Origin of the sequence: Microbacterium galbinum (genome assembly GCF_023101185.1) — a bacterium.
GTDB lineage: Bacteria > Actinomycetota > Actinomycetes > Actinomycetales > Microbacteriaceae > Microbacterium > Microbacterium galbinum.
The window spans coordinates 2,906,003-2,925,240 of sequence record NZ_CP078077.1; the positions used below are offsets into that span (position 1 = coordinate 2,906,003).

Genomic DNA, 19,238 nt, shown 5'->3' on the forward strand with positions numbered 1-19,238 from the left:
TGGATCCATGCGAATCCTGGCGGCGATGAGTGGCGGAGTGGACTCCGCCGTTGCCGCGGCGCGCGCGGTCGAGGCCGGCCACGAGGTCGTGGGGGTGCATCTCGCGCTCTCGCGTGCCGGTGGCACTCTCCGCACCGGCAGCCGCGGATGTTGCACGATCGAGGACGCCATGGACGCGCGCCGCGCGGCGGACCGGCTCGGCATCCCCTTCTACGTGTGGGACTTCTCGGAGCGGTTCCGCGACGACGTGATCGACGACTTCATCTCGGAGTACCAGGCGGGTCGCACCCCCAACCCGTGCATGCGCTGCAACGAGAAGATCAAGTTCGCGGCCCTGTTGGAGCGGGCGATCGAACTGGGCTTCGATGCGGTCTGCACGGGGCACTACGCCACACTCTTGGACGGCGAGGGCGGGCTCGAGCTGCATCGCGCATCCGACAACGCGAAGGATCAGTCCTATGTGCTGGGAGTGCTCACGGCCGAGCAGCTCGCGCACACGTACTTCCCGCTGGGGACGACGCCGTCCAAGGCTCTGGTGCGCGCGGAGGCCGCGGAGCGCGGCCTGAGCGTCGCGCAGAAGCCCGACAGCCATGACATCTGCTTCATCCCCGACGGCGACACGCGCGGCTGGCTGGCCGAGAAGGTCGGCACCGCGACCGGCGAGATCGTCGACCGCAGCGGCGCCGTCGTGGGCTCGCACGAGGGGGCGCACGGTTATACGGTCGGACAGCGCAGAGGCCTGAAGCTCGGCATCCCGGCCGCCGACGGCAAGCCGCGCTTCGTGCTCGAGGTCCGTCCCGTGTCGAACACGGTCGTCGTCGGTCCCAAGGAGGCGCTCGCGATCCGCGAGATCTCGGGCGCGAGATTCAGCTGGGCGGGGGCAGCGCCGACGGCATCCGACTTCGACTGCCACGTGCAGATCCGCGCCCACGCCGAGCCGGTCGAGGCGACCGCTTCCGTCGATGCAGACGGCGTGCGGGTGGTGCCGGTCGTGCCGCTCGACGGCGTCGCCCCCGGACAGACCGCGGTGCTCTACGTCGGTACGCGCGTGCTCGGCCAGTTCACCATCGACCGGACGGTCTCGGCGGTTCCGGTCGACGCCTGAGCGGAACCGCCGAATGTCGGTGCCCGCTCGTAGACTTGCCGGGTGCCCGACATCATCTCGCTCGAAGACGCCCGCACCGAGGCCGAGGAGCTGACCACCCGCATCCTCGAAGCGAAGGATGCCTACTACGGTCGCGATACCTCGCTGGTCGACGACGCGACCTACGACGGGTGGATGCATCGGCTCGAAGAACTCGAGCGTCTGCATCCCGAGCTGCAGGGTCAGGATTCGCCCACGCAGATGGTCGGCGCGGCCGAGACGACCGGGCTCGCGACGATCGAGCACGCCGAGCGCATGCTCAGCCTCGACAACGTGTTCTCCCTCGACGAGCTCCGGGAGTGGGCGGCGAAGACCCGCGCCTCCGCCGGTCGTGATGTCGCGTGGCTCACCGAGCTGAAGATCGACGGCCTCGCGATCAATCTCCGCTACGAGAACGGCGTCCTCACCTCCGCGGCCACGCGCGGCGACGGACGGGTCGGCGAGATCGTGACCGAGAACGCGCTGCGGCTGCCGGAGATCCCCGAGCGCCTCGACGGCGAAGGGCATCCCGCGATCGTCGAGGTGCGCGGCGAGGTCTTCATCCCGGTGGCCGCGTTCGAGCGACTCAACGCTGCGCAGGCGTCCTTCCGGGAACGCGCCTACTCCGATGCGCTCGCGCGCTGGGAGGCCCGCACCGGTGCGAAGCGCCCGTTCGACGAGGAGAAGGCGCGTACGGCGGCCGCTCGTCGTTTCCCCTCGTTCGCCAACCCCCGCAATGCCGCCAGTGGCGGGCTGCGCCAGCAGATCGACAAGAAGGACGGCCTCGAGCTCGAGGCGGGACTGCTGCGCATCGAATCCCTCGCTCTCTATGTGCACGGCATCGGCGCCTGGCAGAACCCGCCGGTCGCGGCTCAGAGCGAGGTGTACGAGCTCCTCTCGACCTGGGGCCTCCCGACGAGCCCGCACGCGAAGGTCTGCGCGAGCATCGACGAGGTCACCGACTTCGTGGAGTACTTCGGCGAGCATCGTCACGACATCGAACACGAGCTCGACGGCATCGTGGTCAAGATCGACGAGCTCGAACTCCACGACGAGCTCGGCGCGACGAGTCGGGCGCCCCGATGGGCGATCGCCTACAAGTACCCGCCCGAGGAGGTGCAGACGAAGCTGCTCGACATCGTCGTCTCGGTCGGGCGCACCGGGCGCGCCACACCCTTCGCGGTGATGGCCCCGGCGCAGGTGGCGGGTTCCGTCGTGCGCCAGGCCACGCTGCACAACAAGGACGTGGTCAAGGCGAAGGGCGTGCTGATCGGAGACACGGTCGTGCTCCGCAAGGCCGGCGACGTGATCCCCGAGGTGCTGGGCCCGGTCGTCGAGCGTCGCGACGGGTCGGAGCGCGAGTTCGTGATGCCGGAGGTCTGCCCCGAGTGCGGCACAGAGCTGCGGGCGATGAAGGAGGGCGACATCGATCTGCGTTGCCCCAACGCCCGCTCGTGCCCCGCCCAGGTGCGCGGTCGTGTCGAGCACATCGGTTCGCGTGGTGCGCTCGATGTCGAGGCGCTCGGTGAGGTGACGGCGGCCGCGCTCACTCAGCCGACGTCACCGGCGGAGCCCCCGCTCGTGACCGAGGCCGGTCTGTTCGACCTGTCGTTGGAGCAGCTGGTCCCGATCGAGCTGTTCGTGCGCGACGCCGAGACCGGCCTGCCCAAGCAGGACGACGACGGCATCGTCAAGACCCGTGCGCCGTTCCGTCGCAACCCGACGGCAGCCGAGAAGAAGTCGGGTATCGAAGGTCCTCAACCGTCGTCCCAAGCCGTGACGCTGCTGGCGGAGCTGGAGAAGGCGAAGACCAAGGAACTCTGGCGCCTGCTGGTCTCGCTCAACATCCGTCACGTCGGACCGGTCGCGGCGCGCGCACTGGCCCAGTGGTTCGGCTCGCTCGATGCGATCCGTGGGGCGTCTCGCGAGGAGCTGGCGGCCGTCGAAGGAGTGGGCGGGATCATCGCCGACTCCCTTCTGGCATGGTTCGACGTGGATTGGCACGTCGCGATCGTCGATCAGTGGGCGGCGGCGGGAGTGCAATGGGCGACCCCCGGACACCCCGGCCCCGGAGCCGCCGTCTCGGCCGGAGGCGTGCTCGAGGGGCTCACGATCGTGGCCACGGGGTCGCTCGACGGGTACACGCGTGAAGGCGCCCAGGAGGCGATCATCCAGGCCGGCGGAAAAGCGGCCTCGAGCGTCTCGAAGAAGACCGACTTCGTCGCCGCAGGACCGGGGGCCGGATCCAAGCTCGGCAAGGCCGAGGAACTCGGCATCCGCATCCTCGACGCCGCGCAGTTCCACCTGCTGGTGACGGAGGGACCCGAGGCACTCGGCGAGGTGTCTTCGGCGGAATGAGGCGTTACGGTCCGCTCATCGTCGCCGAGGGCGCGCTCGTCGTGGGTGACCCGGGGCGCGGCCACCTCCGCCTCACGGAAGACGTCGTCGCGCACCGGCACGGGGCCGGAGCAGGCCGGGTGTTCGCGTGGGAGCACCTCTCGTCGGTGCGGTTCGACGTTCCGACGACGGGATTCCGTTACCCGGGGCTGGCAAGCACGATCGGGCTGGGAATCCTCGCTGCGGCGGCGCAGGAGGATGTCGGTATCGGACCGGATGACGGTTCGGTGGAGCTCATCGTCCGCGGCGAGGCGCAGCGCCTCGATCTCGGACGCCACCACGTCGGAGGGTACTGGCGCCCGACGGTCGTCGGTGCTCAACTGCTGCTCGACCAGTTGATCGGTCACCCCGAGCAGCGCCTTCTGCTGGGGCGACCCGAGGTGCTGGTCGATCTCGCGGCGAAGCTCGCGCGGCGCGAGGCCGGCTAGCTCCGCCGCGAGCGCTCAGTTCTTGTGCCGCGGCTTGCGGAACGGCTTCTCCTCGCGGTCGCCACGCGGCGGACGGCTGTCGTCGTTGCGGCGCGGACGATCGTCACGGTCGCGCCGGTCGAAGCGAGCGCCGCCCTCACGCGGCCCGCCGCGTCGCGCACCCGGTCCACGATCCGGCTTGATCTCGATGAGCTGGCCCGAGATGCGTGTGCTGCTCAGCTTCTCGAGAACGGCCGGGTCGAGGTTCGCGGGAAGCTCGACGATCGAGAAGTCGGGGCGGATGTTGATCGCCCCGAAGTCGTCGCGTCCGAGGCCGCCCTCGTTCGCGAGCGCGCCGACGATCTGTCGCGGCTCGACACGGTGGCGCCGGCCGACCTCGATGCGGTAGGCGGCGTAGTCGCCACGCCCGCGGCGTTCGGTGCGGGGCTCGCGGGAGTCGCGCGCGTTGCGTTCGCGCGGCGGGCGGTTGTCGGCGGCGACGGCCTTCGCGAGAGGGTCGTCCGCCGGGTCGAGCAGCAGGGGAGTGTCCCCCTGGGCGACGATCGCGAGGGCCGCGGCGACATCGCCCTCGGGGACGTCGTGGTTGCGGACGTAGTGGGCGACCACATCGCGGAACGACTCGATCCGGGCGGCGTCTCCGAGAGCGGCGGTGATCGCGTCGTCGAACCGGGTGAGGCGCGTGGTGTTGACGTCTTCCGTGGTCGGGAGCTGCATCTGCGTCGGCTCCTGACGCGTCGCCTTCTCGATGTGCTTGAGGAGGTAGCGCTCACGCGGAGTGATGAAGCTGATCGCGTCACCGGTGCGACCGGCACGGCCGGTGCGACCGATGCGGTGCACGTACGATTCCGTGTCGGTCGGGATGTCGAAGTTGATGACGTGGCTGATGCGCTCGACGTCGAGGCCGCGCGCGGCGACATCGGTGGCGACGAGGATGTCGAGCTTGCCGTCCTTGAGCTGGTTGACGCTGCGCTCGCGCTGCACCTGCGGCACGTCGCCGTTGATCGCCGCGGCCGAGTACCCGCGCGCACGCAGCTTCTCGGCGAGCGTCTCGGTCTCGTTCTTGGTGCGGACGAAGACGATCATGCCGTCGAAGTTCTCGACCTCGAGGATGCGGGTCAGCGCATCGACCTTCTGCGCATAGGACACCACCAGGTATCGCTGGGTGATGTTCGTGCCGGTCGCGGTCTTCGACTTGATGCTGATCTCTTCGGGATCGCGCAGGTACTTCTGCGCCAGACGGCGGATCTGCGGCGGCATCGTGGCGGAGAAGAGGGCGACCTGCTTCTCTTCGGGCGTCTGCGCGAGGATCTGCTCGACGTCTTCCGCGAAGCCCATCTTGAGCATCTCATCGGCCTCGTCGAGCACGAGGTACTGCAGCTCGGAGAGGTCGAGCGTGCCCTTAGCGAGGTGGTCCATGATGCGGCCGGGGGTACCGACCACCACGTGCACGCCGCGGCGGAGAGCCGACAACTGGACGCCGTAGCCCTGGCCGCCGTAGACGGGCAGCACGTGGACGCCCTTCATCTTCGAGGCGTACGACTCGAATGCCTCGCACACCTGGAGCGCGAGTTCGCGGGTCGGGGCGAGCACGAGGGCCTGCGGCGTCTTCTGCGAGACGTCGAGACGCTCGAGGACGGGCAGCGCGAAGGCCGCGGTCTTTCCCGTGCCGGTCTGCGCCATGCCGACGACGTCGCGACCCGCGAGGAGCGTCGGGATGGTGGCCGCCTGGATGGGCGACGGGGTCTCGTAGCCGAGGTCACGGATGGCTTTGAGGACGGGCCCGGTGATGCCGAGATCCTCGAATCCGGGGGTCGCGGGGGAGTCCTCGGGGGCGTCGGTCAGCACTGCATCTTCAGGGGTCACTTCCCAAGGGTAGCGCCCCGAGGGTGCTGCGCGCCTGTGAGGGCGTCCTCAGGAACCGCTGGTGAGTGCGAGAAGACGCTCCTTGACCTGCCGCCGGAGCACCTTTCCGATGAGGGATTTCGGCAGTTCGTCGACCACGAACAGCCGGCGCGGAACCTTGTAAGGGGTGAGGATCCCCCGCACGAACTCGCGGATTGCTTCGACGTCGACGTCGACACCGCCGTCGACGACGATCGCTGCGGCGACCTCTTCGCCGGAGTGCGCGCTCGGAAGGCCGATGACCGCGGCATCGACGATCTGCGGATGCTGCCGCAGCGCGTTCTCGACCTCGGTGGGGGCGACGTTGAACCCGCCCGTGATGATGAGCTCTTTGATGCGGTCCACGATCCGCACGAAGCCGGCGTCATCGATCGTGACGATGTCACCCGTGCGATACCAGCCGTCGGCGAAGACGGCATCCGTCTCCTCCGGCTTGCCGTAATAGCCCGAGAAGACCTGCGGACCGCGCACGACGAGCTCGCCCGCCGATCCGGCCGGGACATCGACCGTCGGATTCTCGGGATCGACCACGCGGCACTCGGTACCGGGCAGCGGGAGACCGACGGTGCCGGGCACGCGGTTGTCGGCGACGGGGTTGGCCATGAGCACGGGGGAGCACTCGCTGAGTCCGTATCCCTCGACGAGGAAACCGTGCGTCGCCGCCTCGAAGGGGACGACGAGTTCGTGGGGCAGCGCCATGGCGCCGGAGATCGCGACCTCGATGCCGTCGAGCGAGACGCCCTTCTGGTTCGCCGCCGCGAGCAGGCGATCGGCGATCGGCGGCACGAGGGGCAGGAACGTGGCGGGGTGCTTCTTCATCGCGTCGAGCACGAGATCGGGGTCGAACTTGGGGAAGAGCACGAGGCGCGCGCCCATCGACATCGCGAACGTGAGGCACAGCGTGAGGCCGTAGGCGTGGAACATCGGGAGGACGGCGTAGACGACGCAGCCCTTGCCGCGCTGGATCGACGGGACCCACGCCTTGGCCTGCGCGGCATTGGCCAGGAGGTTGCGGTGGGTCAGCGAGGCGCCCTTGGGGGTGCCGGTCGTGCCCGACGTGTACTGGATGATGGCGAGGTCGTCCGTCGAGGGGCGCGGATGCGACTCCGGAATCGGGTCGTGGGAGACGAGCGACTCCCAGGTCACCGTTCCACGGACGCGAGTGGTGAGCGCCGCGCGGGATTCCCGAGCCTTCCCCACGGGAAGGCGCAGCGCGATGCGGGTGAGGAACGGCATCGCCGTGGTCACGTCGACCGAGACGAGGGTCGACACCGCGAGATCGGACGGGAACTCCTGCACGGTCGAGACGACCTTGTTCCAGACGATCGCATGCTTCGCGCCGTGGTCCTCGAACTGCTTCCGCAGCTCGCGGGGCGTGTACAGCGGATTGTGCTCGACGACGACCGCTCCGAGCCGCAGGACGGCATAGAACGCGACGATGTGCTGCGGGCAGTTCGGCAGCACGATCGCGACCGGGTCGCCCGCGCGCACGCCGAGATCGCGGAGTCCGCCGGCGACGCGGTCGATCGCATCCTGCAACTCGGCGTACGTGGTCTCGCGGCCGAAGAACTGCAGAGCCGGTGCATCGGGATAGTCCCGCACCGACTCGGCGACGATGTCGATCAGGGATCCCGAGACGGGAGCGAGGTCTTCCGGGACGCCGTCTGCGTAGCTGGCGACCCACGGGCGAGGAGGCTGGAACGTACTCACGCGCCCCAGCATAGGGGGAGGGATCGAACGCACGGAGGCGGCTGTGGAGGAAGCCGCTGACTAGACTTGCAGGCGTGTCTGAAATCACCCCCGAACTCGTGCGCCATCTCGGTGTGCTCGCACGCATCCAGCTGAACGACGACGAGGTGTCGCGGCTCACGGGCCAGCTCGACGCGATCGTCGACAACATCGCGAAGGTGTCGGAGGTCGCGACCGCCGACGTCGTCGCGACGAGCCACCCGATCCCGCTGAGCAACGTCTTCCGTCCCGACGTCGTCGGGCAGACGCTGACGCACGAGCAGGTGCTGCAGAACGCTCCGGATGCTGCCGACGGCCGCTTCCGCGTCACCGCGATCCTGGGAGAAGAGCAGTGAGCGACATCATCCGCCTGGACGCCTCCGACCTCGCGGCGAAGCTCGCCGCCGGGGAGGTGTCGAGCGTCGAGGCGACGCAGGCGCACCTCGACCGCATCGCCGCCGTGGACGGCGACGTCCATGCCTTCCTGCACGTGAACGCAGGGGCGCTCGAGGCCGCAGCGGCCATCGACGCGCGCCGTGCCGCGGGTGAGGAGCTGGGCCCGCTCGCCGGTGTGCCGCTCGCGATCAAGGACGTGCTGGTCACGACCGATCAGCCCACCACCAGCGGCTCGCGCATCCTCGAGGGATACCGTTCGCCGTACGACGCGACGGTCGTGGCGCGCTCGCGCGCCGCAGGTCTCGTGCCCCTCGGCAAGACCAACATGGACGAGTTCGCGATGGGCTCGTCGACCGAGCACTCGGCTTACGGCCCCACCCACAACCCGTGGGACCTGGAGCGCATCCCGGGCGGTTCCGGCGGTGGGTCGGCTGCAGCCGTCGCCGCTTTCGAGGCCCCGATCGCGCTCGGCTCGGACACCGGCGGATCGATTCGCCAGCCCGCGCACGTGACCGGCACGGTCGGCGTGAAGCCGACCTATGGCGGGGTCAGCCGGTACGGGGCGATCGCCCTGGCGTCCAGCCTCGACCAGGTCGGCCCCGTCTCGCGCACCGTCCTCGACTCCGGACTCCTGCACGATGTCATCGCCGGTCACGACCCGAAGGACTCGACGTCGCTGAAGGACGCCTGGCCGTCGTTCGCCGAGGCCGCCCGCGAGGGCGCGCGCGGCGACGTGCTCAAGGGTCTCAAGGTCGGTGTCATCCGCGAACTGCCCGACAGCGGCTTCCAGCCGGGTGTCGCGGCATCCTTCCGCGCCTCGCTCGCGCTCATGGAGGCGCAGGGAGCCGAGATCGTCGAGATCGGCGCACCGCACTTCGAATACGGTGTGGCGGCGTACTACTTGATCCTCCCCGCGGAGGCGTCGAGCAACCTCGCGAAGTTCGACTCGGTGCGCTTCGGCCTGCGGGTCACTCCGGACGGGACCCCGACCGTCGAGGACGTCATGTCCGCGACGCGCGACGCCGGTTTCGGCGACGAGGTCAAGCGCCGCATCATCCTCGGCACCTACGCGCTGTCGGCGGGATACTACGACGCGTACTACGGCAGTGCCCAGAAGGTGCGCACGCTCATCCAGCAGGACTTCGCCGCCGCCTTCGCGGAGGTCGACGTGATCGCGACGCCGTCGGCGCCGACGACCGCGTTCAAACTCGGCGAGAAGATCGACGACCCACTGCAGATGTATCTCAACGACATCACGACGATTCCCGTGAATCTCGCGGGTGTGCCGGGGATCTCGATCCCGAGCGGTCTGGCGGACGACGACGGTCTCCCCGTCGGCATCCAGTTCATCGCTCCGGCGCGTGAAGATGCCCGCCTCTACCGTGTGGGAGCCGCACTCGAGACGCTCCTCGTCGATTCGTGGGGCGCCCCGCTGCTCACCCGCGCACCCCAGCTCGCAGGAGGGAACCGCTGATGGCCGCCGCCAAGCTCATGGACTTCGACAAGGCCCTCGAACTGTTCGAGCCCGTGCTCGGATTCGAGGTGCACGTCGAGCTGAACACGAACACGAAGATGTTCTCGGACGCGCCGAACCCGGCGAACGAGGCGTATCACGCCGCGGAGCCGAACACGCTGATCGCGCCGGTCGACCTCGGTCTCCCCGGCTCACTGCCCGTCGTGAACGAGACGGCGATCCGGTCGTCGATCAGCCTCGGGCTCGCCCTGGGCTGCTCGATCGCGGAGTCGAGCCGTTTCGCGCGCAAGAACTACTTCTACCCCGACCTCGGGAAGAACTATCAGATCTCGCAGTACGACGAGCCGATCGCGTACGAGGGGTCGGTCGAGGTCGAGCTCGAGGACGGCACGCTCATCACGATCCCGATCGAGCGCGCGCACATGGAGGAGGACGCCGGCAAGCTGACCCACATGGGCGGAGCGACCGGTCGTATCCAGGGTGCGGAGTACTCGCTGGTCGACTACAACCGCGCGGGCGTGCCGCTGGTCGAGATCGTGACGAAGGTCATCACCGGCACGGAGCACCGCGCTCCCGAGGTCGCCAAGGCCTACGTCGCCGCGATCCGCGACATCGTGCGTGGACTCGGCATCTCCGAAGCCCGTCTCGAGCGGGGCAACCTGCGCTGCGACGCGAACGTCTCCCTGCGACGCCGGGGCGAGGAGAAGCTCGGCACCCGCACGGAGACCAAGAACGTCAACTCCATGCGCTCGGTCGAGCGTGCGGTGCGGTACGAGATCCAGCGCCAGGCGCAGATCCTCGCCGACGGCGGCTCCATCACGCAGGAGACCCGCCACTGGCACGAGGACACCGGAACCACGTCTCCGGGTCGTCCGAAGTCGGATGCCGATGACTACCGCTACTTCCCGGAGCCGGATCTCCTCCCCGTCGAGCCGGCCGCTGCACTGATCGAGGAGCTGCGGGCGGCACTGCCCGAGCAGCCCGTCGCGCGGCGTCGTCGTCTGATGACCGAGTGGGGCTTCACCGATCTCGAGTTCCAGGACGTGCGCAACAGCGGCATCCTCGACGAGGTCGAGGCGACGATCGCGGCCGGGGCCGCGCCCGCGGCGGCTCGTAAGTGGTGGACCGGCGAGATCGCCCGTCTCGCCAACGCCCAGGAGAAGGATGCCGCTGCCCTGGTGAGCCCGCAGAACGTCGCCGCCCTGCAGAAGCTGGTCGACGCGGGAACGCTGACGGACAAGCTCGCCCGCCAGGTGCTCGAGGGCGTCATCGCCGGCGAGGGAACGCCGCAGGAGGTCGTCGACGCCCGTGGCCTCGCGGTCGTCTCGGACGACGGCGCGCTGATCGCGGCGATCGACGATGCGTTCGCCGCACAGCCGGACGTGCTGGCGAAGATCAAGGATGGCAAGGTGCAGGCCGCCGGTGCCGTGATCGGTGCGGTCATGAAGGCGATGAAGGGTCAGGCGGACGCCGCGCGCGTGCGCGAACTGATCCTCGAGCGCGCCGCGCAGTAGGTCCTGTTCTCCCTCGGGCCGGTGTCGGTGGTCCGAGGGAGAATGTTCTCATGGGGCACGGAGACGGCAGAGGGCGCATGGTGTCGTCGGCGGGAGCCGACGACACGGGAACGCGCATCCTGCACGTCGACATGGATGCCTTCTACGCGGCTGTCGAGGTGCTCGACGATCCGGGTCTTCGTGGTCTCCCGATCATCATCGGAGCGCCCGATGGGCGGTCGGTCGTCTCGAGCGCGTCGTACGAGGCGCGTCGCTACGGGGTGCGCTCGGCCATGCCGGTCTCCCAGGCGATCAGGCTCTGCCCCTCGGCGCGGATCGTGATGCCGCACTTCCACCGGTATCAAGAGGTCTCCCGACAGGTGATGGCGATCTTCGAGTCGTTCACGCCGCTGGTCGAGCCGCTGTCCGTCGACGAGGCGTTCCTCGATGTGCAGGGCGTGCGCCGGTTGTGGGGGAGCCCGGGGGTGATCGCCCGGCTCGTGCGCGAGCGCGTGGCGGACGAGGTCGGTATCACGTGCAGCGTCGGCGTCGCGGCGACCAAGCACGTCGCGAAGATGGCATCGACGATCGCGAAACCCGACGGAATGCTCGTCGTGCCGGCGGCACGCACGCTCGAGTTCCTCTCGCCGCGGCCGGTCCGCGCGATGTGGGGTGTCGGCCCGAAGGCTGCGGAGGCACTCGAGGCGCGCGGCATCCGGACCATCGGCGACATCCGTGAGTCCTCTCCGGAGATGCTCGACCGCGCCGTCGGCTCGGCGCTGAGCACCCGTCTGGCGCAGCTCGCCCGCGGAGAAGACGCCCGAGCCGTCGACACCGAGCGTGTAGAGAAGAGCATCGGACACGAGGAGACGTTCGAGCACGATATCCTCGATCGTCCGTTCCTGCGAGCGGAACTGCTGCGGCTCGCGGACCGCGTTGCCGCGCGTCTTCGTCGTGCGCAGTGGGAGGCGGCGACGGTCTCGATCAAGATCCGCTTCGACGACTTCCGCACCGTGAACCGCTCTCAGACGCTGTCGGAACCCACCGCGGTCGGACAGCGCATCGGCGAGGCCGCTCAAGCGCTGTTCGAGCAGATCGACCGTCGTGACCCGATCAGGCTCGTCGGAGTGCGTGCCGAGAAGCTGCAGCCGGCGGGCGGCGGTGGGATGGGGCTGTGGGACGACGACGAGGACTGGAGGCGGGTCGAGGGAGCGGTCGACGATGCCGTGGCTCGCTTCGGGACTGCGACCATCACGCGCGCGCGGCACATCGGGCGCGGCGAAGGGCGCGGTGCTGCACAGCATCCTCGGGCGCACGGCGTGGATTGACGCTCCGCAATCCCTTGCGGTCGACTAGCGTGGTCCCATGCCGAACATTGCACTGGAACTCGGAAAGCAGGCCGCGTCCATCGGGGTCAAGAGCGCATACGGAGAGCCGCAGGACGTCGACGGCGTCAGCATCACTCCCGTCGCCTTCACCTACTCGGGCTTCGGCGGGGGAAGCGGCGACGGCGCGGAAGGCGGTGGCGGCGGCGGAGTCTCCGTTCCCGTCGGCGTCTACGTGCGTCGCGAGGAGGGGCTGCGTTTCGAGCCCAACATCGTCACGCTGCTGGTCGTGGCGGTGCCATTCGTCTGGGTCGCAGGCCGAGCTCTCTCACGCATCATCCGTGCTCTCAAGAAGTGATGATCCTGTCGCTGCGGCGCTCGCCCGCGCGGCGGGGCTGATCTGCGACGATCTCCGCGCGTTGGCCGCGTCGAACCCGGTCGTCCTCATCGACGGCTGCAGCGGCGCGGGGAAGTCCACTCTCGCGGCGCGGGTCGCCGAAGAGTGGCCGCTCGTCGGTCGTGTGCAGGTCATCGCCCTCGATTCGCTCTATCCCGGATGGGACGGCCTCGATGGGGGAGTCGAGCGGGCGCTGGAGGGAATCCTCCGGCCGCACGGGCGCGGGAAGCTCGGCGCATGGCAGCGTTGGGATTGGGAACGCGCTACCGAGGCGGAGACGCATGCGGTCGATCCTGCGCTCGGAGTGATCGTCGAGGGCAGCGGACTGTTGACACCGGCCACGGCAGCCCTGGGCGATGTGCGGGTGTGGCTCGAGGCTGAGGAGCCGGTGCGCAAGCGCAGGGCGCTGACGCGCGACGGCGAGACCTACCGTCCGCACTGGGATCGTTGGGCGGCGCAGGAGCGCGCGCACATCGCGCGTGACGACCCCCGGTCGTTGGCGACGCGGATCATCGAGATTCCGTGACCCGCGGGCGCGTCAGTCGCCCATCTCCGCATCGATGAGGAGCTCGAGGCGGTACCCGATCCAGTCGTAGATCCCGAAACGCGGATCCTCGGGGTCGTGGTCGTCGTCGTCGATGATCCCGAGGCGGGTGGCGAGGACCAGGCGGATCGCGTTCAGAGTGCGCAACCACGCATCGACCTCGCCGCGCGGGACCTCGAGGGTGTGGGCGCGGAGCATGTCGTCATCGGTCATCGACGCGCGGAAGGACTGGAACGGGGCGAGTGCGCGGCGGACCACGTCGGCATCTGCGAGGCGGCGCTCGAGCAGATCGTCCCGGGTGGCCTCGGCGAAATCGCGTGACGCGTGCTCATCGTCGGGATAGGGGGTCGGTGCGAGACGATCGAGGGCCTCGTCGTTCGCATCCGCGGACGACAGCAGCGTCGTGTACTCGTCGACGACCTCGTCCAGTCGTACGCCCTCGAGGGTGACGAGGGTGATCTCGACGGCAGCGGCGCTCACTGCGGGGCCTTCCGCACGGTCGCCCAGAGGCCGTACTCGTGCATGGCCTGAGCGTGGACCTCCATGGTCTCGCGGGGCCCCGTGGCGACGATCGCGTGCCCGTCGTGGTGCACGGCGAGCATCAGCGACGTCGCGCGATCGATCGAGTAGCCGAAGTACGTGCGGAACACCCGTACGACGTAGCTCATGAGGTTGACCGGATCGTTCCAGACGACGACCTGCCAGGGCTCGAGCGGCGCGGCGCGGAGATCGATGTCCTCCACGACGTCCGGGACCACCGCAGGCGTGCTCATGCCCACCCCAGATCGTGGAGCTGCGCGTCGTCGAGGCCGTAGAAATGCGCGATCTCGTGCACGAGTGTGGTGTGGAGCTCGTCGCGGAGCTCCCCCTCGTCCTCGCACACGGCGAGGTGGGGTTCGCGGTAGACGACGATCCGGTCGGGGAGTTCGCCCATCCCGTACTGGGTGCGCTCGGTCAGGGCGAGACCGTCGTACAGGCCGAGGAGGTCGAGGCTGCCGTCCTCCGGGCGGTCCTCGACGACGAACACGACGTTGTCGAGTCCGTCGACCATGTCGTCGGGCAGCCGATCGAGCTCGTCGACGACGAGGGTCTCGAAGGTCGCGGCATCCATTTCCATCGTGTTCAGCCTAGGGGCCGCGCAGGATCAATGCAGGAAGACGAGGAGCCCGGCGACCGCGATGAAGAGGATGCCGAAGACGGTGTTGAGGGTGCGCTGGCCCCTCGCCGTGCGCGTGAAGCGTCGGAACGGCCGGGCGGCTGCGGCGAAGAAGCCCCACATCACGAGGACGTCCACGACGATGACCGTGGCCAGGAGGATCAGGTATTGAGGCAGTTGGGGTTCGTCGAGGCGGATGAACTGGGGGATGAAGGCGAGGAAGAACACGATCGCCTTGGGGTTGAGCAGGTTGACCCAGAAACCCCGACGGATCATGGACCAGTGGCCCTCGTGCGCATCGACCAGGTCGAGTGCGTCGTCGGCGACGGGCGCCGTGGGCTTCGCCAGGATCAGGCGCAGGCCGAGGTAGACGAGGTAGGCCGCGCCCGCGTAACGGATGCCGTTGAACAGCAGTTCGGACTGCGAGACCAGCAGCCCGACTCCCGCGGCCACCACGACCACGTGCACCACGAGGGCGAGCTGCTGCCCGATGATGCCCCAGATCGATCGACGCCAGCCCTGGGAGAGGGCGTTCGACATCGTATTGATGGCGCCGGCGCCCGGGGTGAAGCTGATCACCACGGAAGCCGTCAGAAGCGAGAACCAGACCGCGAGTGACACCTCGTCAGTCTAGGGGCGCGACTCGGAGCGAGATCCCGCAAAGCGAAAGGCCCGAGTCCGGGGACTCGGGCCTTTCGTATGGGGTGAGTAACGGGACTCGAACCCGCGACATCCGGCACCACAAGCCAGCGCTCTACCAGCTGAGCTATACCCACCATGTGCCTACCGGAGCAGGCAACCAGACGAGTCTATTACATGTTTGGGGTGAACTCCGACACGGTGCGCTGAGCGATGGTCTTCGCGTCGTCGCTCGAGGGGCCGGGCTCGTCGACGAACACCGCCTCCCGGTAGTAGCGGAGCTCACGGATGGACTCGAGGATGTCTGCGAGCGCGCGGTGCCCGCCGTCTTTGGACGGGGCCTGGAAGAAGACTCGCGGGTACCACCGGCGCGAGAGCTCCTTGATGCTGGACACATCGACGTTGCGGTAGTGCAGCCACTGGTCGATCTTCGGCATGTACTTCGCGAGGAACATGCGATCGGTGCCGATCGTGTTGCCGGCGAGGGGAGCCTTGCGCTCGACGGGGACGAAGCGACGGATATATGCGAGCGTCTGCGCCTCGGCCTCCTCGAGCGTCACCCCGAGCGGGATCTCCTCGATCAGGCCCGACTTCTCGTGCATTTTGGTGACGAAGTCGTTCATGTTCTCGAGCGAGGCGGCGCTCGGGCGGATCACGATCTGGAATCCGGGATCGACGGGTTGGAGTTCGAAGTCCGTGATGACGACGGCGATCTCGACGAGTTCGTCGATCGAGAGATCGAGCCCCGTCATCTCACAGTCGATCCATACGAGACGATCGTTCTCCGACGCAGATACCATGCCGTCATACTATCGACGGCTCCGACATCGGAGCGCGAGCACGGTACGGTAGTGCTATTCGCCTCCGTAGCTCAGCGGAAGAGCAGCGGCCTTCTAATCCGCCGGTCGCAGGTTCGAATCCTGCCGGGGGCACGACTGCGTCATCGGTTCACGAGTAACGCAGCGCGGATACCGCATCGTCGACCCGCCAGAACTCGCCGATCAGTCGGAACGCACCGGTCTCGAGGTGGAGACGCTCGGCGCGATAGCGCAGACCGAGCGGATCGGTGGCGACGCGAAGGTGGCCGAGGACTCGACCGGACGCGTTGTCCTGCACACGCCACAACTGATCGGCGGCGCGGATCAGGTGTTCACGCGTCGAGGCGATGCGGGGCGTCGTCCAGGGCTGTGCGGTGGTGGGTGCGATCAGTGTGTCGTTCATGAGTTCTCCTCTCACCTCGAACGTATGACCGACCACCGACATTCGGATCGATGGCCGGGGGCACTCTTCCTGCACGCTGACCGGGGATTCCCGTTCGTCCACCAACCGCGTGATCCGTGTCCCGCAGGGCCAGCTGCCTGCCGCAGTCTGGAGCGAGCCGAGCGGAAGACTCGGGAGCGAAGGAGAACGAGATGATGGATACCGTGACGATCGTCGGCAAGGTGGCGACCGACCCCAACCAGGCGCAGACGGGCGGAGGCGTCGCCGTGACGAACTTCCGTCTCGCGAGCACCCATCGCCGATTCGATCAGTCGGCCCAGGCCTGGGTCGATTCCGGAACGAACTGGTACTCCGTCGCCGCGTATCGGCAGCTCGGCGAGCATGCGAAGGCCTCGCTGCGCTCCGGCGACAGTGTGATCGTCACCGGGCGTCTGCGGATCCGCAACTGGGAGAGCAACGGCAAGAGCGGCACGAGCGTCGACATCGACGCGGATGCGATCGGGCACGACCTCCGGTGGGGGACGACGGCCTACCTCCGTTCGAGCCGCACGACGCCGACCAGTGAGGCGCCGGCCGCGGCGAACGACACGCACGGAGACACTCGCGGCGACGAGGAGTCCGCGCCGCTCGCGCTCGACACGGCATGGGCCGAGACGGACACCCCCGCGGTGGACGAGGAAGCGACGGCGACGGCACTCTACTGAGCCCGCGAGAGGCCGCGACTCCCGCCGTGTCGTGTGACGGCGATCGTCGGCACGTCCCCGTAGACTCGGGGCGTGCTTCGACGATCGGTCCTCCCCGTCATACGCGCGGTCGTCGGTGCGTCCGTCGCTGCGGCCGCTGTCCTCGTGCTCGCGGGCTGCGTAGGCGGCCCCGATCCCGCGCCCACGTCTTCGGCTCCGTCGCCCTCGGCGACCGACGCCCCCGTGGAGGTCGCCTTCGTGCCCGACGGCTCCGCCGAGGACAACCTCCCGATCTTCACTCAGACCGCGCAGGGCGTGTGGGATTCGGAGCAGCGCGGCGAGGGGCGAGCGTACATCGACGCACTGGTGGGCGTCGGCTTCGACAAAGCGGCGATGCAGGTCACCAACGACCAGTCGACCGTGGGGAACGCAGCCGAGAGTCTGCAGTTCTCGGTGCGTTGGGGCGACACCGAGTGCCTCATCGGCCAGGTCGGTCCGTCGACGGGCCAGCTGGTGACGCAGGTGATGCCGCAACTCGCCGAGGGACGATGCCTCATCGGCACCACGCGCGCGATCGACTGGTGACCCGCACTCCAGCCGGTAGGCTGGAGTGTCGATCAGACGCCGACAGAAGGAGCGATTCCCGGTGGCAGAGTACATCTACTCGATGGTCCGTGCGCGCAAGGCGGTGGGCGAGAAGCTCATCCTCGATGACGTCACGATGGCCTTCCTCCCCGGAGCGAAGATCGGCATGGTCGGCCCGAACGGTGCCGGTAAGTCGACGATCCTCAAGATCATGGCCGGCCTCGACACGCCCTCCAACGGCGAGGCGAAGCTCTCGCCGGGGTTCAGCGTCGGCATCCTGATGCAGGAGCCGGAGCTCGACGAATCCAAGACGGTGATCGAGAACATCCAGGACGGCATCGCCATCAAGGCGAAGGTCGACCGTTTCAACGAGATCTCGGCGCTGATGGCCGATCCCGACGCCGACTTCGACGCTCTGCTCGCCGAGATGGGCACCCTGCAGGAGGAGATCGACGCAGCCGACGGATGGGACCTCGACTCCCAGCTCGACCAGGCGATGGATGCGCTCCGCACCCCGCCGGCCGATGCGGCGATCGCTCCACTCTCCGGTGGTGAGAAGCGCCGCGTGGCTCTCGCCAAGCTGCTGCTGCAGAAGCCGGATCTGCTGCTGCTCGACGAGCCCACCAACCACCTCGATGCCGAGAGCGTGCTCTGGCTCGAGCAGCACCTGCAGGCGTACAAGGGCGCGGTCATCGCGATCACCCACGACCGGTACTTCCTCGACCACGTCGCCGAGTGGATCGCAGAGGTCGACCGTGGTCGCCTGATCGGCTACGAGGGCAACTACTCGACCTACCTCGAGAAGAAGGGCGAGCGCCTCGAGATCCAGGGCAAGAAGGACGCCAAGCTCGCGAAGCGCCTCAAGGAGGAGCTCGAGTGGGTCCGCTCCAGCGCGAAGGGGCGTCAGACCAAGTCGAAGGCGCGTCTCGCCCGCTACGAGGAGATGGCATCCGAGGCGGAGCGCACCCGCAAGCTCGACTTCGAGGAGATCACGATCCCCGCCGGTCCTCGACTCGGCAGCATCGTCATCGACGCGAAGAACCTGCAGAAGGGCTTCGACGGTCGCTCTCTCATCGATGGACTCAGTTTCAACCTGCCGCCCAACGGCATCGTCGGCGTGATCGGCCCGAACGGCGTCGGAAAGACCACGCTGTTCAAGACGATCGTGGGCCTGGAGCCGCTCGACGGCGGCACCCTGAAGATCGGTGAGACGGTCAAGATCAGCTACGTCGACCAGTCTCGCGCGAACATCGACCCCGACAAGACGCTGTGGGAGGTCGTCTCCGACGGACTCGACTTCATCACCGTTGGCAAGACCGAGATCCCGTCGCGCGCCTATGTGTCGAAGTTCGGTTTCAAGGGGCCGGACCAGCAGAAGAAGGCCGGTGTGCTCTCCGGTGGTGAGCGCAACCGTCTGAACCTCGCCCTCACGCTCAAGGAGGGCGGCAACCTGCTGCTCCTCGACGAGCCCACCAACGACCTCGACGTCGAGACGCTGAGCTCGCTCGAGAACGCGCTGCTCGAGTTCCCCGGCTGCGCCGTGGTCATCACGCACGACCGGTGGTTCCTCGACCGCATCGCCACGCACATCCTGGCGTACGAAGGCACCGACGAGAAGCCCGACCAGTGGTACTGGTTCGAGGGCAACTTCGAGGCCTACGAGGAGAACAAGATCGAGCGCCTCGGTCCGGACGCGGCGAAGCCGCACCGGTCGACGCACCGCAAGCTCACGCGCGACTGAGCACCG

General features: G+C 68.3%; 20 protein-coding genes and 2 tRNA genes. 13 read left to right on the top strand and 9 right to left on the bottom strand.

Features of this window, described 5'->3' with window-relative positions:
* Positions 1–25: 25 nt before the first annotated feature.
* The 3 genes from mnmA to KV396_RS14050 are packed head-to-tail and all read left to right on the top strand — an operon-like array spanning position 26 to position 3,948.
* Positions 26–1,105, top strand: a complete 1,080-nt coding sequence (gene mnmA, locus KV396_RS14040; RefSeq protein ID WP_247957602.1) for a tRNA 2-thiouridine(34) synthase MnmA — start codon at positions 26–28, stop codon at positions 1,103–1,105.
* Between the two features lie 42 nt (positions 1,106–1,147).
* Positions 1,148–3,481: an NAD-dependent DNA ligase LigA gene (gene ligA / locus KV396_RS14045; RefSeq protein ID WP_247956096.1), complete on the top strand. Its 2,334-nt coding sequence runs from the start codon at positions 1,148–1,150 to the stop codon at positions 3,479–3,481.
* The gene (locus KV396_RS14050; protein ID WP_247956097.1) at positions 3,478–3,948 is read left to right on the top strand and encodes a hypothetical protein; all 471 of its coding nucleotides are present in this window, start codon (positions 3,478–3,480) and stop codon (positions 3,946–3,948) included. The genes ligA and KV396_RS14050 overlap by 4 nt, the downstream gene beginning before the upstream one ends.
* 15 nt (positions 3,949–3,963) lie before the next feature.
* Here the strand turns inward: KV396_RS14050 and KV396_RS14055 are convergent, their stop codons facing one another.
* Together KV396_RS14055 and KV396_RS14060 are read right to left on the bottom strand one after the other, a co-directional pair.
* On the bottom strand, positions 3,964–5,811 hold the full coding sequence (locus KV396_RS14055) for a DEAD/DEAH box helicase (protein ID WP_407665532.1): 1,848 nt from the start codon (positions 5,809–5,811) through the stop codon (positions 3,964–3,966).
* 48 nt (positions 5,812–5,859) lie between these two features.
* Complete coding sequence (locus KV396_RS14060) at positions 5,860–7,572, bottom strand: long-chain-fatty-acid--CoA ligase (protein WP_407665533.1); 1,713 nt, start codon at positions 7,570–7,572, stop codon at positions 5,860–5,862.
* A gap of 62 nt (positions 7,573–7,634) precedes the next feature.
* Between KV396_RS14060 and gatC the strand changes: the two genes are divergently transcribed.
* The 6 genes from gatC to KV396_RS14090 are packed head-to-tail and all read left to right on the top strand — an operon-like array spanning position 7,635 to position 13,189.
* A complete protein-coding gene (gene gatC / locus KV396_RS14065) occupies positions 7,635–7,934 on the top strand; it encodes an Asp-tRNA(Asn)/Glu-tRNA(Gln) amidotransferase subunit GatC (protein ID WP_029259178.1) in 300 nt (99 codons plus the stop codon).
* Positions 7,931–9,448 carry an Asp-tRNA(Asn)/Glu-tRNA(Gln) amidotransferase subunit GatA gene (gene gatA / locus KV396_RS14070; RefSeq protein ID WP_247956099.1) on the top strand — a complete coding sequence of 506 codons (1,518 nt, stop codon included), beginning with the start codon at positions 7,931–7,933 and terminating at the stop codon, positions 9,446–9,448. The genes gatC and gatA overlap by 4 nt, the downstream gene beginning before the upstream one ends.
* Positions 9,448–10,962 (top strand): Asp-tRNA(Asn)/Glu-tRNA(Gln) amidotransferase subunit GatB, encoded by a 1,515-nt coding sequence (gatB, locus tag KV396_RS14075; RefSeq protein ID WP_247956100.1) that lies wholly within the window; start codon positions 9,448–9,450, stop codon positions 10,960–10,962. Before gatA ends, gatB begins: the two co-directional genes overlap by 1 nt.
* Positions 10,963–11,012: 50 nt before the next feature.
* Positions 11,013–12,269: a DNA polymerase IV gene (dinB, locus tag KV396_RS14080; RefSeq protein WP_247956101.1), complete on the top strand. Its 1,257-nt coding sequence runs from the start codon at positions 11,013–11,015 to the stop codon at positions 12,267–12,269.
* Between the two features lie 37 nt (positions 12,270–12,306).
* Entirely contained in the window at positions 12,307–12,624 is a 318-nt protein-coding gene (locus tag KV396_RS14085; RefSeq protein ID WP_247622565.1) for a hypothetical protein, read from the top strand.
* The gene (locus tag KV396_RS14090; protein ID WP_247956102.1) at positions 12,608–13,189 is read left to right on the top strand and encodes a nucleoside/nucleotide kinase family protein; all 582 of its coding nucleotides are present in this window, start codon (positions 12,608–12,610) and stop codon (positions 13,187–13,189) included. The genes KV396_RS14085 and KV396_RS14090 overlap by 17 nt, the downstream gene beginning before the upstream one ends.
* 12 nt (positions 13,190–13,201) lie before the next feature.
* Here the strand turns inward: KV396_RS14090 and KV396_RS14095 are convergent, their stop codons facing one another.
* The 6 genes from KV396_RS14095 to orn all read right to left on the bottom strand — a co-directional run bounded on the left by KV396_RS14095 (position 13,202) and on the right by orn (position 15,802).
* A complete protein-coding gene (locus KV396_RS14095; RefSeq protein ID WP_247956103.1) occupies positions 13,202–13,687 on the bottom strand; it encodes a DUF2017 family protein in 486 nt (161 codons plus the stop codon).
* The gene (gene clpS, locus KV396_RS14100) at positions 13,684–13,980 is read right to left on the bottom strand and encodes an ATP-dependent Clp protease adapter ClpS (RefSeq protein ID WP_247956104.1); all 297 of its coding nucleotides are present in this window, start codon (positions 13,978–13,980) and stop codon (positions 13,684–13,686) included. The genes KV396_RS14095 and clpS overlap by 4 nt, the downstream gene beginning before the upstream one ends.
* Positions 13,977–14,324, bottom strand: a complete 348-nt coding sequence (locus tag KV396_RS14105; RefSeq protein WP_247956105.1) for a metallopeptidase family protein — start codon at positions 14,322–14,324, stop codon at positions 13,977–13,979. The genes clpS and KV396_RS14105 overlap by 4 nt, the downstream gene beginning before the upstream one ends.
* 27 nt (positions 14,325–14,351) lie before the next feature.
* Positions 14,352–14,984 (bottom strand): LysE family transporter, encoded by a 633-nt coding sequence (locus KV396_RS14110; RefSeq protein WP_247956106.1) that lies wholly within the window; start codon positions 14,982–14,984, stop codon positions 14,352–14,354.
* Positions 14,985–15,063: 79 nt separating this feature from the next.
* A tRNA-His gene (locus KV396_RS14115) sits at positions 15,064–15,139 on the bottom strand.
* Between the two features lie 36 nt (positions 15,140–15,175).
* Complete coding sequence (orn, locus tag KV396_RS14120; protein ID WP_247956107.1) at positions 15,176–15,802, bottom strand: oligoribonuclease; 627 nt, start codon at positions 15,800–15,802, stop codon at positions 15,176–15,178.
* A gap of 60 nt (positions 15,803–15,862) precedes the next feature.
* Here orn and KV396_RS14125 point away from each other — a divergent pair.
* Positions 15,863–15,934, top strand: a tRNA-Arg gene (locus KV396_RS14125).
* A 16-nt stretch (positions 15,935–15,950) separates the two neighbouring features.
* On the opposite strand, the gene KV396_RS14130 is transcribed toward KV396_RS14125, so the two are convergent.
* On the bottom strand, positions 15,951–16,223 hold the full coding sequence (locus KV396_RS14130) for a hypothetical protein (RefSeq protein WP_247622558.1): 273 nt from the start codon (positions 16,221–16,223) through the stop codon (positions 15,951–15,953).
* Between the two features lie 191 nt (positions 16,224–16,414).
* Between KV396_RS14130 and KV396_RS14135 the strand changes: the two genes are divergently transcribed.
* The 3 genes from KV396_RS14135 (at position 16,415) to ettA (ending at position 19,232) form a co-directional block, all read left to right on the top strand.
* Positions 16,415–16,927 carry a single-stranded DNA-binding protein gene (locus KV396_RS14135; protein WP_247956108.1) on the top strand — a complete coding sequence of 171 codons (513 nt, stop codon included), beginning with the start codon at positions 16,415–16,417 and terminating at the stop codon, positions 16,925–16,927.
* 72 nt (positions 16,928–16,999) lie between these two features.
* Positions 17,000–17,491, top strand: coding sequence for a DUF6993 domain-containing protein (locus tag KV396_RS14140; RefSeq protein WP_247956109.1), 492 nt, complete (start codon positions 17,000–17,002; stop codon positions 17,489–17,491).
* Positions 17,492–17,552: 61 nt separating this feature from the next.
* Positions 17,553–19,232, top strand: coding sequence for an energy-dependent translational throttle protein EttA (gene ettA, locus KV396_RS14145; protein WP_247622555.1), 1,680 nt, complete (start codon positions 17,553–17,555; stop codon positions 19,230–19,232).
* The last annotated feature ends 6 nt before the right edge of the window (positions 19,233–19,238 follow it).

Coding starts and splice junctions, on each gene's coding strand:
- KV396_RS14105 (WP_247956105.1), bottom strand. CDS start 14,324: ATGGAAATGGATGCCGCGACCTTCGAGACCCTCGTCGTCGACGAGCTC.
- orn (WP_247956107.1), bottom strand. CDS start 15,802: ATGGTATCTGCGTCGGAGAACGATCGTCTCGTATGGATCGACTGTGAG.
- mnmA (WP_247957602.1), top strand. CDS start 26: ATGAGTGGCGGAGTGGACTCCGCCGTTGCCGCGGCGCGCGCGGTCGAG.
- KV396_RS14135 (WP_247956108.1), top strand. CDS start 16,415: ATGATGGATACCGTGACGATCGTCGGCAAGGTGGCGACCGACCCCAAC.
- clpS (WP_247956104.1), bottom strand. CDS start 13,980: ATGAGCACGCCTGCGGTGGTCCCGGACGTCGTGGAGGACATCGATCTC.
- KV396_RS14130 (WP_247622558.1), bottom strand. CDS start 16,223: ATGAACGACACACTGATCGCACCCACCACCGCACAGCCCTGGACGACG.
- dinB (WP_247956101.1), top strand. CDS start 11,013: ATGGGGCACGGAGACGGCAGAGGGCGCATGGTGTCGTCGGCGGGAGCC.
- KV396_RS14050 (WP_247956097.1), top strand. CDS start 3,478: ATGAGGCGTTACGGTCCGCTCATCGTCGCCGAGGGCGCGCTCGTCGTG.
- gatB (WP_247956100.1), top strand. CDS start 9,448: ATGGCCGCCGCCAAGCTCATGGACTTCGACAAGGCCCTCGAACTGTTC.
- KV396_RS14085 (WP_247622565.1), top strand. CDS start 12,307: ATGCCGAACATTGCACTGGAACTCGGAAAGCAGGCCGCGTCCATCGGG.
- KV396_RS14060 (WP_407665533.1), bottom strand. CDS start 7,572: ATGCTGGGGCGCGTGAGTACGTTCCAGCCTCCTCGCCCGTGGGTCGCC.